This is a genomic window from Vibrio sp. T20 (genome assembly GCF_007858795.1).
Lineage (GTDB): Bacteria > Pseudomonadota > Gammaproteobacteria > Enterobacterales > Vibrionaceae > Vibrio > Vibrio satsumensis.
The window spans coordinates 107,102-121,559 of record NZ_VFEB01000006.1 but is presented as its reverse complement, the minus strand read 5'-3'; the positions used below and the strand labels follow the sequence as shown (position 1 = coordinate 121,559).

The following is a 14,458-nucleotide window of genomic DNA, read 5'->3' as shown; positions in this document are numbered from 1 at the left end:
TCCCTGTTGGAGAAAGGGTTAATTGGTACACTCTGTCCCAACTTTCCTCACCGGCTAATCATTATGTCTTTACCTAGTTCATCTGCATCCAATCTCAACCCGAACACATTGACTCACTATCAGGCGTTTTCCGTTTTGGTCGTGGATGATGAATTGGGTATGCAGGCTATCTTAAAGAAAGCACTAGGTAAGTTCTTTGGCAAGGTATCAAGCGCAGGTTCGGTTGAAGAAGCTGAAACACTACGTTCTAGCGAACATTTTGATCTCATCGTCCTTGATATCAACCTGCCAGGTCGTTCTGGTATTGAGTGGGAAGAGGCGTTTAACGACAATGACAAACGCGCCGATGTGATTTTCATGACGGGTTATGCTGATCTAGAGATGACCATATCTGCACTTAAGCTTGGTGCTTCAGATTTTATTCTTAAGCCATTCAACCTCGAACAGATGATACAAGCGGTTCTGCGTTGTATGGATAAGCGACTCGACCAAAGAATGCAGTACGCGTTAAAGCGTGATGTTAGTCGTCATATCAAGACCGAATTGATCGGCAATTCAGACAAGACCAAACAGCTCAAACTATTGATCAGTCAATTTGCACCGTCTCGAGCATCAGTTTTAATAGAAGGTGAGTCAGGTACGGGTAAAGAGTTGGTTGCGCGTGGTGTACATGAAGCCAGCAAACGCACCGGACCATTTGTACCAATCAACTGTGGTGCGATTGCCCCGGAGCTTCTCGAAAGTGAATTGTTTGGACACACCTCTGGCGCATTTACTGGTGCGAAGAAAAACCGTGAGGGTCTGTTCAGAGTCGCAAGTGGTGGCACCTTGTTCCTTGATGAAATAGGTGAAATGCCACTGCCAATGCAAGCTGCGTTGTTACGTGTGTTAGAACAAAGAACGATTCGTCCAGTCGGTAGCGAGAAGGAAATTGCCGTTGATGTACGCGTGGTGGCAGCAACCAACAGAAATCTTCAGGAAGAGGTTGATAAAGGGCACTTTCGCCGTGATCTGTTCTACCGACTCAATGTACTTAAGATTGATGTTGTGCCACTAAGAGAGCGCCCATCAGACTTGATTGAGCTTGTTCCATATTTCACTCGTCTATTGTCGAATGAACTTGGCATGCCGGTTCCCAATTGGGCACATGAAGATATCTTGGCGATGAATGAATACGAATGGCCGGGGAATATACGTGAACTTAAAAACTTAGTCGAACGATGCATTCTTTTAGACAAGCCACCAGCACACTATTGGCGCGAGATTAATGGCGATCCTGTACCGGCTAGCATTTCAGTGACGGTGTCACATGGTGCGGAAATACCAAACTTAAATAATGCAGACGCTGCCGAGGGTTACCCAAACACTTGGACACTGAAAGAAGTGGAGAAGTCTCATATAGAACAACTTGTGAGCTTCCATGACGGTAATAAATCGGCTGCTGCGAGAGATCTTGGCGTCGCTCGTAAAACCCTAGAGCGTAAATATAAAGATTGGAACACAGAAGGCTCTGAATATGCCGATTAGACGCCATTGGTGGTCAAAGTGGGCGTTCCGGTTCAAAACCATGGTTCGCTATCGCTTATTATTCCTAACATCTGCTCCGATCATTTTGACCTTGTGTGCACTTGTGGCTATCACTCTCTATTGGTCTGTTCATTACACGTGGCAGGGGGCACTGATTGATGTCGATGAGCGCTTAGACGTGGCAGAGAACAGTATTCACTTGATTCAAAATCAGCAGGCATACAACGTTCGTGCGTTTGCTGAGTCTTATAATTTCCGCGTCAAACTCGCGAGTGATATTTCTAAAAAGGATCTCACGCGTTGGGTTTCTGAAAACAAATCTCGCTATGAGCTCGACTTTCTGCGCTGGCGCAGTGTCGAAAGTATGGCAAAGAAACTCGAATATCTAAATTTGACTCACAAGTCTTCGTTTTTCAGCGTCTTAAACCTTAGCGAACTCAACGATCTCGATCGGGATCTTGCTAAAAAAGCGGAAGTTCCGATGCTTAATGGCCAAGAAGTTGAGACCCGCGGATTGGTAAGTCGAACCGTTGTGCCCGTAAAAGATGGCAATGATAATGTAATTGGTTTTCTTGATGGCGGGATTTTGCTTAATAACAGCACTCAACTTGTCGACCAAATCAGCAATCTTATCTATCCCCAAAGAGAAGACTTTAATCGTCATGTCGGTACCGTCACTGTCTTCCTTGATGATCTTCGTGTGAGCACCAACGTTCCTTTAAGCAGTGAAGACAGTGTAGGGCGGGCAATAGGTACGCGAGTTTCTCATGAGGTTCACTCAAAAGTCCTGAACGAAGGCAAAGAGTGGCTAGATCGAGCGTATGTGTACGATGCTTGGTACATCACGGCTTACCAACCGATCCACGACCAGTTTAATAACGTAATCGGCATGCTGTATACCGGCTATCTAATATGGCCGCTCATCGAAACTTACCTGACTAACCTTGGCGAAATCAGCATTATCATTGTGTTGCTGTTGCTTGCTTCTGGGTTGATCGTTCACCGTGGTGCTCGGGATCTTTTCGACCCAATTGAAAGAATTCATAAAGTGGTGAAGCTCGTGCAATTGGGTAAAGACAAACGTATCGGTACGTTAGGCTTAGATGACCAACACGAGCTTACTCTGCTCGCCAAACAGTTCGACAAGATGCTAGATCTGCTGCACGAACGTAATCAAGAGATTCAACAAGCGGCGTTAGAACTCGAGTGTAAAGTTCACTCTCGTACCGCCAGTTTGAAAGAGAAAACTGAAGAACTGGAACTGCATATCAAGCTTCTCAATCAAGCCCGAGATAAGCTGGTGGTTAATGAAAAATTAGCAGCACTCGGTGAACTCACGGCAGGCATTGCTCATGAGATCAATAACCCAACGGCAGTAATTCTTGGCAATGTTGAACTGATGAAGTTTGAACTCGGTGATGAAGTGGACCGTGTCGATGAAGAGGTCCACGCCATCATGGAGCAGATTGACCGAATCCGAAATATTACACGAAGCCTACTACAATACAGCCGGCACGGTGGCGTACAAGACGAAATCACGTGGCAGCATATCAATCCAATTGTGGATGAAAGTATTACGCTCGTAAAGACTGGCGCGAAGAAGAAAGGCATTGTGTATGTCTCGCAATTGAATGCTAGAACCTCCGTAGAAGTGAACCGAAACCAATTGCTGCAGATTCTGGTTAACCTACAAATGAATGCGATTCATGCAATGGACGGACAGGGCACGTTAACCATTTCGAGTGAAGATTGGGTTGAAAATGGCGTGTCTCATGGCGCTATCGTTCATGTTCAAGATGAAGGCTGCGGCATTAAGGAAGAGCAACTGAAACGCATTTTCTCGCCTTTCTATACCACCAAAAGAGACGGTACAGGCTTAGGTTTGTCCGTTTCTCAAAGTATCTTGAGCCAAACGGGTGGCGAGATCCGAGTTGAATCTGAGGTAGGCAAGGGAAGTCGCTTTAGTATCTACCTCCAACAAAAAGCGACACCTCAATTATTGGTGTCGAATCTCTAAGTTAATTTTACCGGCTGTCACTCGACAATTACATTAAGTGCTTGGGCTGTTACTTGAGTTTTCAGCCCAAGCACGAAAATCTCGCACTACTAATCTATCGCAAGCGAGATCTCAACCTCTGCTGATTTGACGAGCACCTCTTTTTGCTTATGTAACACAGTGTATATCTTTCGATCTTGATGCATATCATCTGAACTGTACGAAATTTTGATACCTTGGCCGAAAATCCATAATCAAAACAAATAATAAAGTCAGTCAGCTATGAAATTAAGTAACCTATCTATCAAATCAAAACTCGTCTCCATCGTCATTCTATCGGTTGTTCTCTTGGTAATGACATCCACTTTTAATCTAATGCAACAGCGCGCTAGCTCCTTGGAAGAGCGGCAAGATAAACTCAGTGCTCAAGTCGAAACAGCAGTAAGCTTAGCTCAACACTATTATGACCAACGAAATATCCTTGGCGAAGAGACAGCAAAGAAACAAGCACTTCAAGCCATTGAGACGCTTCGCTATGACAGCACCAACTATTTTTGGATCTTAAACCAACAACTCAACATTATTAGTCATCCCCTTAAGCCAGAACTCAATGGCAAGAATGCGGGTAACTTAAGAGACGGTGCGGGCAAGTACCACTGGCGTGAGATGGTGACCATCTCTCAAACTGCACAACAGAAAGGCTTTCTTGACTACCAATGGAAGAGTCCGAATGGAGAGTTAAAAGATAAGATATCGTACGTACAACTTTTTCCTGAATGGAATTGGGTGCTAGGTTCTGGAATATTGGTCGCTGATATTCAAGATGCATTCTACGCGTTGGCGATTAAAGAAGGAATGGTTGCGGTTGTGTTGTCTGGCCTACTGTTTGCAATGGGCTACGCGATATCCAATAACATCCTTGTACCTCTTAATAAGCTTATCGATAACACCCATAAGATTGCCGATGGCGACCTTCGTGTACGTATGAACATGACGCGCAAAGATGAGCTGGGTGATATGAGCCAACAGATCGACACCATGCTTGATAAGCTGCAAAGTACACTACGTACCGCCAATGAATCTGCGGATCTATCGAGCAATATGGCAAGTCACATTGCTCAAGCGAGTGAAGAGGCGGCGACCAGTGTCAACTCGCAACATGCTCAGCTTGAATTATTGTCTACTGCGATGACAGAAATGAGCGCCACTATTTCAGATGTCGCGATCAATGCAGAGAGCACGGCGGCAAGTACCAATAAAGTCGTCGATCATGCCAACCAAAACGATGACAACATGCAGGTCACTTCTAAAACCATCTCTCAAGTTTCAGAGAACATCTCTACGGCTAACGAATTGGTAAGAGACCTACAATCCGGCGTAAGCGAGATAAGTCAAGTTGTGAGCGTCATTCGTGATGTGTCAGAACAAACGAACTTATTAGCACTTAACGCAGCAATAGAGGCGGCACGTGCAGGAGAGCAAGGAAGAGGGTTCGCGGTTGTCGCGGATGAAGTCCGTAATCTTGCTAGCCGGACTCAAAATTCAACGAACGAAGTTCAATCCACAATTGAAAAACTGACTCAACAAGCGGAACGCACCTTCAAAGCAATGCAAAGCAGCAATGAGAAGGTTGACCACAGTGTTGTCGCATCTAACGAGACTCGCCAACAACTTGATGTGATTGTGAATGAGCTTCACAACGCCAATGACATGGTCGCACAAATCGCAGCGGCTTCAGAACAGCAAAGTACGGTAGCAACTGAAATGAGTGAAAGTGTCACTGGGATTCACCTAGCTGCAAACGAAGTACTTCAGGCCTCACAATCGCTAGCAGAAGACAGCCAGAAAATGGCCAACACAACAGAGCACCTTACTGAACAGTTGAAATACTTTAAGGTATAAATCCAGCAGCGCTTACTCTTAGCGCAGACAAATCGAATAAAAAAACACCTCCGCACTCGAGATAAGTCCGGAGGTGTTTTCGTTTATTGGTATCTCGGGGATTAATCCAATCTCCGAACGTAAACCTTAAACCAGCTTCAATTAATGCGCTGCCACTGAAATCTTCGGTGGGTTGATGTTGTGCTTTTTGAACTCTTTCATCACACGCAAGGTAATGTCTGTTTCAAACAACTTTTCATAAGCTGTATCGACGACGTAAGCCTTACAAGTTAACTGTATCGCCAGGTAGTTATCCGTAATCGTCTGTTTAACCAGAACCGTAACAGGCTTAGGCAAGTGGATGTAGCGGCTTGAAGACGCAGCTTCTTGAATCAAGTCACGGGCTAGGGTGATGTCTTCATCCATTCCTACGTAAAACGGAATCACGACCTGCATATCCAATGCACCATAGTTACCGCTCGTCGTCACTTCATTTAAGAACTTGTTGTTCGGGATGGTAATGATGTCGTCATTCAAAGTTCTCATACGCACAGAACGCAAACCAATAGTGATAATGTCCCCGTAGTTACCTTCGAACGTGACGCGGTCACCAACTTGGAAAGGTCTATCGATCATCACGGTGATACCTGCGATGAATGACGCTGCCAAGTCTTTAAGCGCAAAGCCAACGGATACAGCGAGGGTACCACCAATCAAAGCCAGAATTTGGTCGTTGATTCTAAAACTCATCATGAACACGATAAGACCGGTGCTCACGTAAATAAAGAACTGAGTAAACGACTGCAGTTTCTGTAGCAACATTCGATATTGCACAAACTGACTACCAAAACTGGTCACCATTGAGTTGATGAATTTGAGCAATAACCACATTGCAGCAATAACAATCATGGAGAAGAACACGCCGCTCCACCGCACAAGGCTAGCTATCTTTGAGATGTTTTCCACATTGGCTAACTCTTCCGTCGCAAAGGTCGGGAAGCTGACAGCACTTGCCAAGCCAACAAATAGTAGGATAAATAACTTCTTCATTTTACTTCACCAGTAGATGTTGACGGTCGAGAACGTTCGTAATATGGCGGAACCAGTGCTCAGAAATCCGAGCCTTTTCTTCATGCCAACCAATATAACCACGGCTTTCAAAGTAACGCAGAATCCCCGTTATTTCTGCCGTGCTCAGTTGTGTACATTCAGATAAAACTTCCGGAGATGCGATTTCCAATTGCACGATAGAGCGCAATACAGCCAACATCGGTTTCGGCATATTCTCCAGTTCCTGCGCTTCCGGAACATGGAACAAACGCACCACGGCTTGATCTGTCTCTTTATTTCGGTTCAAAGAGAGCCGGAAGAAACGCAACGCAACGGTAGGGTTACCATCAGAGTAGTGCCACAAGATTCGATAGAAACCTTGGCGTGCACGTTCTTCTTCACTCATATCATCTTGGTCCCATTGCTTAGGAACCACTAAGCCATCAAACGACAACGGCTTTTCAAGCTCCGTGTTAATACGGCTATTCAAAAGCTCACCAACTTGTTTTTCTGTCCAACGTGGAAGGAAACACACCAAGTCAAACAGCAAACGTTCGCCACGCGCCCTATCCACAAATCGCCAGCTCGATTTGGCAATCGATATCACGACACGGTGGTTCTTTTTAGAGCGACGCAGAAGGTTGGTTAAACGAATCAAATCAGACAAGCCACCAACCATTGGTTTCACCAGTCGTTGTGCGTTATCAATCGCAATCAGATAAGTCGTATTGCTCTTACGCAAATGCGCCAAGATCTGAATCTCAGTGGCTTCTTCTTCCAAACCAATACTAACGGCAAGATGCGCTAAAAGTTCTTGGTAACCGGCATAAGGACAGCTCACATAAACGGGCTCTGCGTTAGAGACTTTGTGCAATAAAGTATAAAGCAGCGTCGTCGCGCCAACACCACGTTCGCCTGACACAATACAGATAGCAGGGCTGTCCGACATCAAGTAGCGAGACAGTTGCTTAATTTCGTCACCCGCATAATCAATTAGCGTGCTGTCGATATTACCCGGCAGAATGTATTCATAGGTTTGATCGCCTTTGATTCGAACCAAGTTTTGCTGATTTTTATCAAGATCAGACTGCTTAGCCACTTCGATTCTAAACAGATACGCCAAGGCTTGGCTAAACAGCGTGTAATTGGATAGCAATGCCATGATGCGGTGTTGGAAGTTGTAAACACTCAACCATACGATGCCAATTGCTGTCGCGAGTATATTCAGTAGGAAGGTATCTTTTCGGTTCACCGCCCAATTCACCCATACCGGACGATCGGAGATGTGTTGCAGAGTATCAAAGACTTTCGCTCGCCATAATCTGAGTACCGAAATGGTAACCAGTACAAACCAGAAAAACAGAGCGCTGTAAATCCAACTATAGATAGTGCCTTTGCCTAACGTAATACTCGAAATTTGCAGAGTCACACCCGCAACAATGAAGCTCCATACATAACGGCGAATAGTCGATAGACGAAGCGCTATCACTTCTTTATTAGATGTACGACCCAAGCGGTAGGCCAGTTCAAGAATAAAGCTGATGGCAATCGAACCACCTAGAATCCACCACGTGAAGATCTCGAGGAAAATCAGATGCTGTAGACTAGGGATACTCGAAAGTACCCTGAGTGAAAGGGTAATCGCAATGAGCCAAGCAATCGCACGATCAGCGCGACTGATATACCAGATTACCCTTACTAAAAAAGGAGGGTTCGTTTTCGCTTCAAGAAAATTAATTCTAAACAACTCGATCAAACGGGTGCTGTTGGCAAGCCACCACACTAAACCAAAGTAGATGAATAGCACTTTTAACGATGCACCAATCACAGGCACTGGCGAAATGAAGATGTCTTTAACAAGCGCTTTAAAGCTACGAATTTGGAAGTAAACAAGATACTCAATATTGAGCTTGGTTAATTCCCACTCTTGCTTAAATTGGGTGACACCATAAGGGCCAAAACCTGTTAAGCGATCTTTGTTTGCAGAGTTTGTCTGTTCTAACAGGTGCTGCTTACTCACGTTCAAGCTATTCAAAGTGACGTAACTGGTTTGAACGGCAAACCATTGATCGACGTCGCTGTTATCTCGGTAAGCTTTTATCTGTTGCTCGAAGGTTTTGATCTCTTGCTTTTGGACTCGCAGAACTTCGGCAAGCAAAATGTTGACCTGACGTCTATCCGACGCTTCCATAAATAGAGGGTCGGGTAACGAATCAATTCGCTCATCAAGGGCAACAGCAGAATCGGATACCTGCGGCTGAGATTGTAAGTCATATTCCAAGTTGGCATGACTAGGCCAAGAGAGAATGGCCAAAGTGAGGATTAAGAAGCGCGATAGTGAACGCATAAAAGTCTCTTAGAATTATGAGGTTAGGATTACTATAGTTAGTTAATCTGACTTTGTGAAATCCAATCCGGTATCGGGGGCGAGTACTTTATTCCTGTTTCGACCGATTTTGTCATGAAATTGTCAGGGATTAGGCTAGTCTTGCCTATGTCTGCTGTTGCTTTGGTCAGGTTAGTTTCACTGCGACCAATCAGCATACGATATATTCAATGGTTGGCATGATTTAGGACGTTATATACCGCCCATTATAGGTCGCTGTTCGATATTTTGTTTCCCCTGAAAATCGACGGATTTTAGGCAGCAAATTGAAAATCAAAAGTGTGAGTTAGCTCAAACTATGATTTGGCTGGGTTATCACTCACTTAATAGCGGGTAAATGCAATCAATACTTGCAGTTAAAGCCCTGAACAAGTAACGTTGCGACGTTTTTCACATTAAGAAGGTAATGGCATTGATCTCCACAGCAAATATCACCCAACAATTCGGCGCTAAGCCACTTTTCGAAAATATTTCAGTTAAGTTCGGCGAAGGCAACCGCTACGGTTTAATCGGCGCGAATGGCTGTGGTAAATCGACGTTCATGAAGATCCTATCGGGTGAACTAGAGCCGACTTCTGGTAACGTAAGCTACGATCCAAACGAGCGCGTCGCTAAGCTAAACCAAGACCAATTTGCTTACGAAGAATTCACGGTAATTGATACGGTTATCATGGGTCACAAAGAGCTTTGGGCTATTAAGCAAGAGCGTGACCGCATTTACTCTTTGCCAGAAATGAGCGAAGAAGACGGCATGAAGGTGGCTGACCTTGAAGTTCAGTTCGCTGAAATGGACGGCTACATGGCAGAAGCTAAAGCCGGTGAGCTTCTTCTTGCTGTAGGTATTGAAGAGTCAATGCACTTCGGTCTGATGAGCGAAGTGGCACCGGGTTGGAAACTTCGTGTTCTATTGTCTCAAGTACTGTTTGCAGACCCGCATATCATGCTTCTTGACGAACCAACGAACAACTTGGACATGGACACCATCAAGTGGTTGGAAGATACGCTAAACCAACGTAACTGCACAATGATCATCATTTCGCACGACCGTCACTTCCTAAACTCGGTTTGTACACACATGGCTGACCTTGATTACGGCGAACTTCGTCTATTCCCAGGTAACTACGATGAGTACATGACGGCTGCGACTCAAGCTCGTGAACGTCTACTGTCTGACAACGCTAAGAAGAAAGCACAAATTGCTGAACTTCAAACGTTCGTTTCTCGTTTCTCTGCTAACGCATCTAAAGCGAAGCAAGCAACGTCTCGTGCTAAGCAAATCGACAAGATTCAACTAGACGAAGTTAAAGCGTCTAGCCGTCAAAACCCATTCATCCGTTTCGAACAGTCTAAAGAGCTATTCCGTAACGCACTTGTGGTTGAAAACCTATCTCAAGGTTTTGAAGAAGATCTTTACAACAAGTTCGATGCCATCTTCGAAGTAGGTGAGCGTGTTGCTATCATCGGTGAAAACGGTGTAGGTAAAACAACACTACTTAACACACTAGCTGGCGCACTAGAACCTCGCACTGGTGAGTACAAGTGGTCTGAAAACTCAAACATCGGTTACTACGCTCAAGATCACGCACACGATTTCGAGACAGACATGAACCTGTTTGATTGGATGAGCCAATGGCGCCAAGAAGGCGAAGACGAGCAAGTTGTTCGTGGCTTCCTAGGTCGTATGCTGTTTGGCCAAGACGACATCAAGAAATCTGTAAAGGTTATCTCTGGTGGTGAGCAAGGTCGTATGCTTCTTGGCAAGATCATGATGCACAAGCCAAACATCCTTCTTATGGATGAACCAACGAACCACATGGATATGGAATCTATCGAAGCGCTTAACTTGGCTCTTGAGAACTACAAAGGCACATTGTTCTTCGTATCTCACGACCGTGTATTCGTAGACTCTCTAGCAACTCGTATCCTTGAAATCAAAGATGGCAAGATCAACGATTTCCGCGGTACTTACGCTGAATTCTTAAAAGCACGCGGCTAATGTCGTGTAGCGAGAGTTAATACGTAGCAACACGTTAGTACGTATTCAAAATTAGAAAGGCCTCTATCTTAGCAATAAGAGAGAGGCCTTTTGTTTTTTCATACTACATAAATTAACTAGTTTGCGCTAATCACTAGTACTTAAACTGCGCGACAATCTTCTCTAGCTTCACACTCACACTCGAGACTTGTTCACTACAACGCACGGATCCAGAAACCACGGTATAGGTATCACTGGCAAGATGAGCGATATCCGTAATGTTTCGGTCAATCTCTACTGAAACCATCGATTGCTCTTCGGATGCTGTTGAGATCTGACTGTTTAAGTCGAACATCTCGCCAACTTGGAAGTGTATGCCTTCTATCGCATTCACCACGTCTTTGGTTTGGCTTTTCACCAGCTCAGTTTGCTCTAAGCTCGCTGTCATCTTGGCGACGGTCTTGTCTATTCCAGTGGTTAAACCATGAATCGTGGATTCTATTTGATGGGTTGAGTCGTTGGTCATTAGTGAAAGCTCTCGGACTTCGGATGCAACCACAGCGAAACCTCGCCCATGATCGCCAGCACGCGCCGCTTCAATCGCAGCATTGAGTGCTAATAGGTTAGTTTGCTCAGCAATACCTTGAATGGTAGTGACCACCTGATTGATTTCACGACTCTGTTCTTCAAGCTGAACGATGAGATCCTGAGATTCTGCAATGTTTTCTGCCAAGACATTAATACTGTCGTTGGTTGATTGTGTCTTTTGTAACGCTTGATGGGCATTTTCTTTGATCTTCTCGGCATTGGTTGCGGCATTTTCGATGTTCGCCGTCACCTCATTACTCGTCATCACTAACTCGTTAACTGCCGTTGCTACCGATTCAGATTGCTGCTTTTGTTTCTCTGCATTGCTCATGCTTTTAACTGCCGCTTCTTCAGAACTGCATGAACTGTCTGTCAGCACCGTCATCACGCCGGATAGCTCTTTGATGTTGCCGTGCAGTTTATTGATGAAGGTATCGAACGAGTGGGCAAGTTGAGCGAGCTCGTCATTGCCTTTTGCGTTCATGCGAACGGTTAGGTCACCATCGCCATGAGCAATAGACTCCATCATCACGTTTATCGCTTTAATACGCCCCAGGATGTTGCGACCGATGAACACCAATAACAGAGAAAGCAGAGCGACGATAGCTGCGCCAAACAGATGCAACATATTCTGTGTGTGTCTAACTGCCTCTGTAATCGCTTGGCTTATCTCATTCTGCACTTCTTCAATGGCTTGTTCCGTTTGGTGAACATTGCTACGTAAGGCCCCTCTAAGCCCCAACTCTGCAGACAAACCTAGATTGCTGTTAGCAACCAAAAGAGTTTCAACTGCAGCCTTATATTCGGAATAAGCTTGTTCAGTCGCAATCGAGGTTTGGGAGTAGGGTTCAAACTCAACAAGAGCATTGGTTAACGCCGCATTCGTTTGGTTATTAATATGTGCGAGGTAATGGAAGTCTTTTTCGATCAGCTCTAACAACGCAAGTTCTAGTGCCAAACTTGATTCTGATTCGATTGCTGATTTCAGCGCTGTTCTTTTTCTATCGAGAGCTGCCACAAAGCCCAAAGGTGCGGTTGTGCGTTCAATGTCGTTAACTTGATTGACGATCTGGTGGAACTGTTTCTGGTACTGATGAAGAGTATCGGAGATCTTGGTCATTTGATCGGTCAGTTGAAGCTCATGCGAGGTTAGGGTTTGGTTCAACGTCACCAATCTTTGATTCAATGTGTCGGCGGTTTTATCGAAACGCTCTGCGTATTTTTTATCGTGGCGAGACAAAAAGTCTTTCTCATGTCGCCTAAGCGTTAATAAATCAACTGAGCTTCTGAGGTTTTCGGAAGCAGCGATCTCCAATGATTCCAATTTGTCTAAGCTGAACTGCTCGTAGATCGCATATATCAAAACAGACACAAACAGGGTGAGGTTGATTAAAATAAACTTACTACGAATAGAAAGAGACAGCACACGTTGCTGAGGTTCCAGTGGATTGTTCATGGTTAACTCCCTTTAGCCGATGACGTTTTATATCCATCAATGTTTAATAGTTATTAGATATATTTAAATGATGGATATGTAACTAATAGCTTATGAGGTTATTAAAGCAAGGTTCACTGGTAGCAATACAGGCTGATTCATCGTTGATTTGCGTTTACTCAGCTATTTGAGGTGACTCTTTTTCAATACGAAATGAAAAAGCCCTCATTAACATTAATGTCGGCAATCTTTAAGACCGCAGGCATCTCATTTAATGAAGGCTTTTGAGTTGTTTTGGTTAGTTTGCTTATTGTTTAACTAACACTTATCAGTGACTTTATCGATCAGTTTTTTGCTCATCTAAAAAGTCGGTGTGCTCTAACCAAAGCGCATTAATGATTCCAAATGCACTCGCTAGTAATACGCCTAACACCCAACATAAATACCACATAGGTTATCCTCCTATTTCATCTTTAATTAATACAGAGACGAGCTGTTATCGTGAATGTATTGACTGTCTATTCGGCCAAACATTTTGTAGTAACACCATGTTGTGTAACCTAAAATAATTGGCACTACGATAACTGCGACAACAGAGATAATACTCAGTGTTAACTGGCTCGATGTTCCGTCCCACAGCGTTAAACTGTGTGAAGGGATCAAGCTAGACGGCATGATCATCGGGAACAAAGCAACGCCTGCAGTTAGGACAATACACGCCAACGATAAGCTTGATGATACGAAGGCGAACCCAGCACGATTAAGTCGCGTCATCAATGCACACCCCAGCATGCCGATGATACCAAGGGCAGGAATTACCCATAGTAGTGGGTGGGTTTCGTAGTTATGTAGCAGCAAGTCATCAAATTTCACGACATGTTTCAGCAACGGGTTAGAAACCGCATCAGTTACGATAGGGCTTGTAATGAGATAGCCCGGTAACGTGTAAGCAAATAAGCCGCCAGCCGCAAATAGTCCTGCGGTCACAAATGCCATACATGTGATAATTCTTTGTGCACGTAGCTTTAGATCACCTGTCGTTTTCATTTGTAAGAACGCAGCACCTTGAGTGATGACCATTGCTGAGCTCACTAAACCACAAAGGATTGGGAAGGGAGTTAATAGATCCCAGAAACCACCGTGGTATGTCATCATTAACAGTTCGTTAAATTCGAACGGAACACCGATCAATAAATTACCGAAGCCAACACCAAAGATAAGCGGAGGAATAGAACCGCTTACTATCAATGCGGTATCACAAGCCTTTTTCCATTTTGGATTATCTATCTTAGCTCGATACTCCATACCTAGCGGTCTTAACCATAATGTCGCTAGAACCAATATCATTGCTAAATAAAACCCGGAAAACGCTGCCGCATAAACGGCTGGCCATATCGCTAGGATTGCACCACCTGCGGTCACCAACCATACTTGATTTCCGTCCCAGTGGGGCGCAATTGAATTAATCATGACTCGGCGATCGACTTCGGATTTTCCTAACACCGGCAGTAACGCAGCAACACCCATGTCGAAGCCGTCGGTAATAATAAAACCGATCAACAACACCCCAATAATTGCCCATGTGAACAGGCGAAGATTTTCATAATCAAACATCTGAAT

9 protein-coding genes are annotated in these 14,458 nt (G+C 44.6%); 4 read left to right on the top strand and 5 right to left on the bottom strand.

Going from position 1 to position 14,458, the window contains the following annotated elements; genetic code table 11:
* Nucleotides 1-63: 63 nt before the first annotated feature.
* The 3 genes from FTW16_RS01005 to FTW16_RS00995 all read left to right on the top strand — a co-directional run bounded on the left by FTW16_RS01005 (nt 64) and on the right by FTW16_RS00995 (nt 5,425).
* Complete coding sequence (locus FTW16_RS01005) at nt 64-1,527, top strand: sigma-54-dependent transcriptional regulator (protein ID WP_029405312.1); 1,464 nt, start codon at nt 64-66, stop codon at nt 1,525-1,527.
* Entirely contained in the window at nt 1,517-3,544 is a 2,028-nt protein-coding gene (locus FTW16_RS01000; protein WP_146489762.1) for a cache domain-containing protein, read from the top strand. The genes FTW16_RS01005 and FTW16_RS01000 overlap by 11 nt, the downstream gene beginning before the upstream one ends.
* A 261-nt stretch (nt 3,545-3,805) precedes the next feature.
* Complete coding sequence (locus FTW16_RS00995) at nt 3,806-5,425, top strand: methyl-accepting chemotaxis protein (protein WP_146489761.1); 1,620 nt, start codon at nt 3,806-3,808, stop codon at nt 5,423-5,425.
* A 141-nt stretch (nt 5,426-5,566) separates the two neighbouring features.
* Here FTW16_RS00995 and FTW16_RS00990 read toward each other — a convergent pair whose 3' ends face one another.
* The gene (locus FTW16_RS00990) at nt 5,567-6,454 is read right to left on the bottom strand and encodes a mechanosensitive ion channel family protein (protein ID WP_048612067.1); all 888 of its coding nucleotides are present in this window, start codon (nt 6,452-6,454) and stop codon (nt 5,567-5,569) included.
* Nucleotide 6,455: 1 nt separating this feature from the next.
* Complete coding sequence (locus FTW16_RS00985; RefSeq protein ID WP_146489760.1) at nt 6,456-8,801, bottom strand: ATP-binding protein; 2,346 nt, start codon at nt 8,799-8,801, stop codon at nt 6,456-6,458.
* Nucleotides 8,802-9,252: 451 nt separating this feature from the next.
* Here FTW16_RS00985 and FTW16_RS00980 point away from each other — a divergent pair, with 451 nt between their 5' ends.
* Nucleotides 9,253-10,836 (top strand): ABC-F family ATPase, encoded by a 1,584-nt coding sequence (locus tag FTW16_RS00980; protein WP_086711529.1) that lies wholly within the window; start codon nt 9,253-9,255, stop codon nt 10,834-10,836.
* Between the two features lie 133 nt (nt 10,837-10,969).
* Here the strand turns inward: FTW16_RS00980 and FTW16_RS00975 are convergent, their stop codons facing one another.
* The 3 genes from FTW16_RS00975 to cydB all read right to left on the bottom strand — a co-directional run bounded on the left by FTW16_RS00975 (nt 10,970) and on the right by cydB (nt 14,452).
* The gene (locus tag FTW16_RS00975; RefSeq protein WP_146489759.1) at nt 10,970-12,859 is read right to left on the bottom strand and encodes a methyl-accepting chemotaxis protein; all 1,890 of its coding nucleotides are present in this window, start codon (nt 12,857-12,859) and stop codon (nt 10,970-10,972) included.
* Nucleotides 12,860-13,175: 316 nt separating this feature from the next.
* Nucleotides 13,176-13,289, bottom strand: a complete 114-nt coding sequence (gene cydX, locus FTW16_RS00970; protein ID WP_086711400.1) for a cytochrome bd-I oxidase subunit CydX — start codon at nt 13,287-13,289, stop codon at nt 13,176-13,178.
* A 26-nt stretch (nt 13,290-13,315) separates the two neighbouring features.
* Nucleotides 13,316-14,452: a cytochrome d ubiquinol oxidase subunit II gene (gene cydB, locus FTW16_RS00965; protein WP_146489758.1), complete on the bottom strand. Its 1,137-nt coding sequence runs from the start codon at nt 14,450-14,452 to the stop codon at nt 13,316-13,318.
* Nucleotides 14,453-14,458 lie beyond the last annotated feature (6 nt).

What these genes read in the sequence shown, in the direction of transcription:
- FTW16_RS01005 (WP_029405312.1), top strand. Translation starts at nt 64, where the DNA reads ATGTCTTTACCTAGTTCATCTGCATCCAATCTCAACCCGAACACATTG.
- FTW16_RS01000 (WP_146489762.1), top strand. Translation starts at nt 1,517, where the DNA reads ATGCCGATTAGACGCCATTGGTGGTCAAAGTGGGCGTTCCGGTTCAAA.
- FTW16_RS00995 (WP_146489761.1), top strand. Translation starts at nt 3,806, where the DNA reads ATGAAATTAAGTAACCTATCTATCAAATCAAAACTCGTCTCCATCGTC.
- FTW16_RS00990 (WP_048612067.1), bottom strand. Translation starts at nt 6,454, where the DNA reads ATGAAGAAGTTATTTATCCTACTATTTGTTGGCTTGGCAAGTGCTGTC.
- FTW16_RS00985 (WP_146489760.1), bottom strand. Translation starts at nt 8,801, where the DNA reads ATGCGTTCACTATCGCGCTTCTTAATCCTCACTTTGGCCATTCTCTCT.
- FTW16_RS00975 (WP_146489759.1), bottom strand. Translation starts at nt 12,859, where the DNA reads ATGAACAATCCACTGGAACCTCAGCAACGTGTGCTGTCTCTTTCTATT.
- cydX (WP_086711400.1), bottom strand. Translation starts at nt 13,289, where the DNA reads ATGTGGTATTTATGTTGGGTGTTAGGCGTATTACTAGCGAGTGCATTT.
- cydB (WP_146489758.1), bottom strand. Translation starts at nt 14,452, where the DNA reads ATGTTTGATTATGAAAATCTTCGCCTGTTCACATGGGCAATTATTGGG.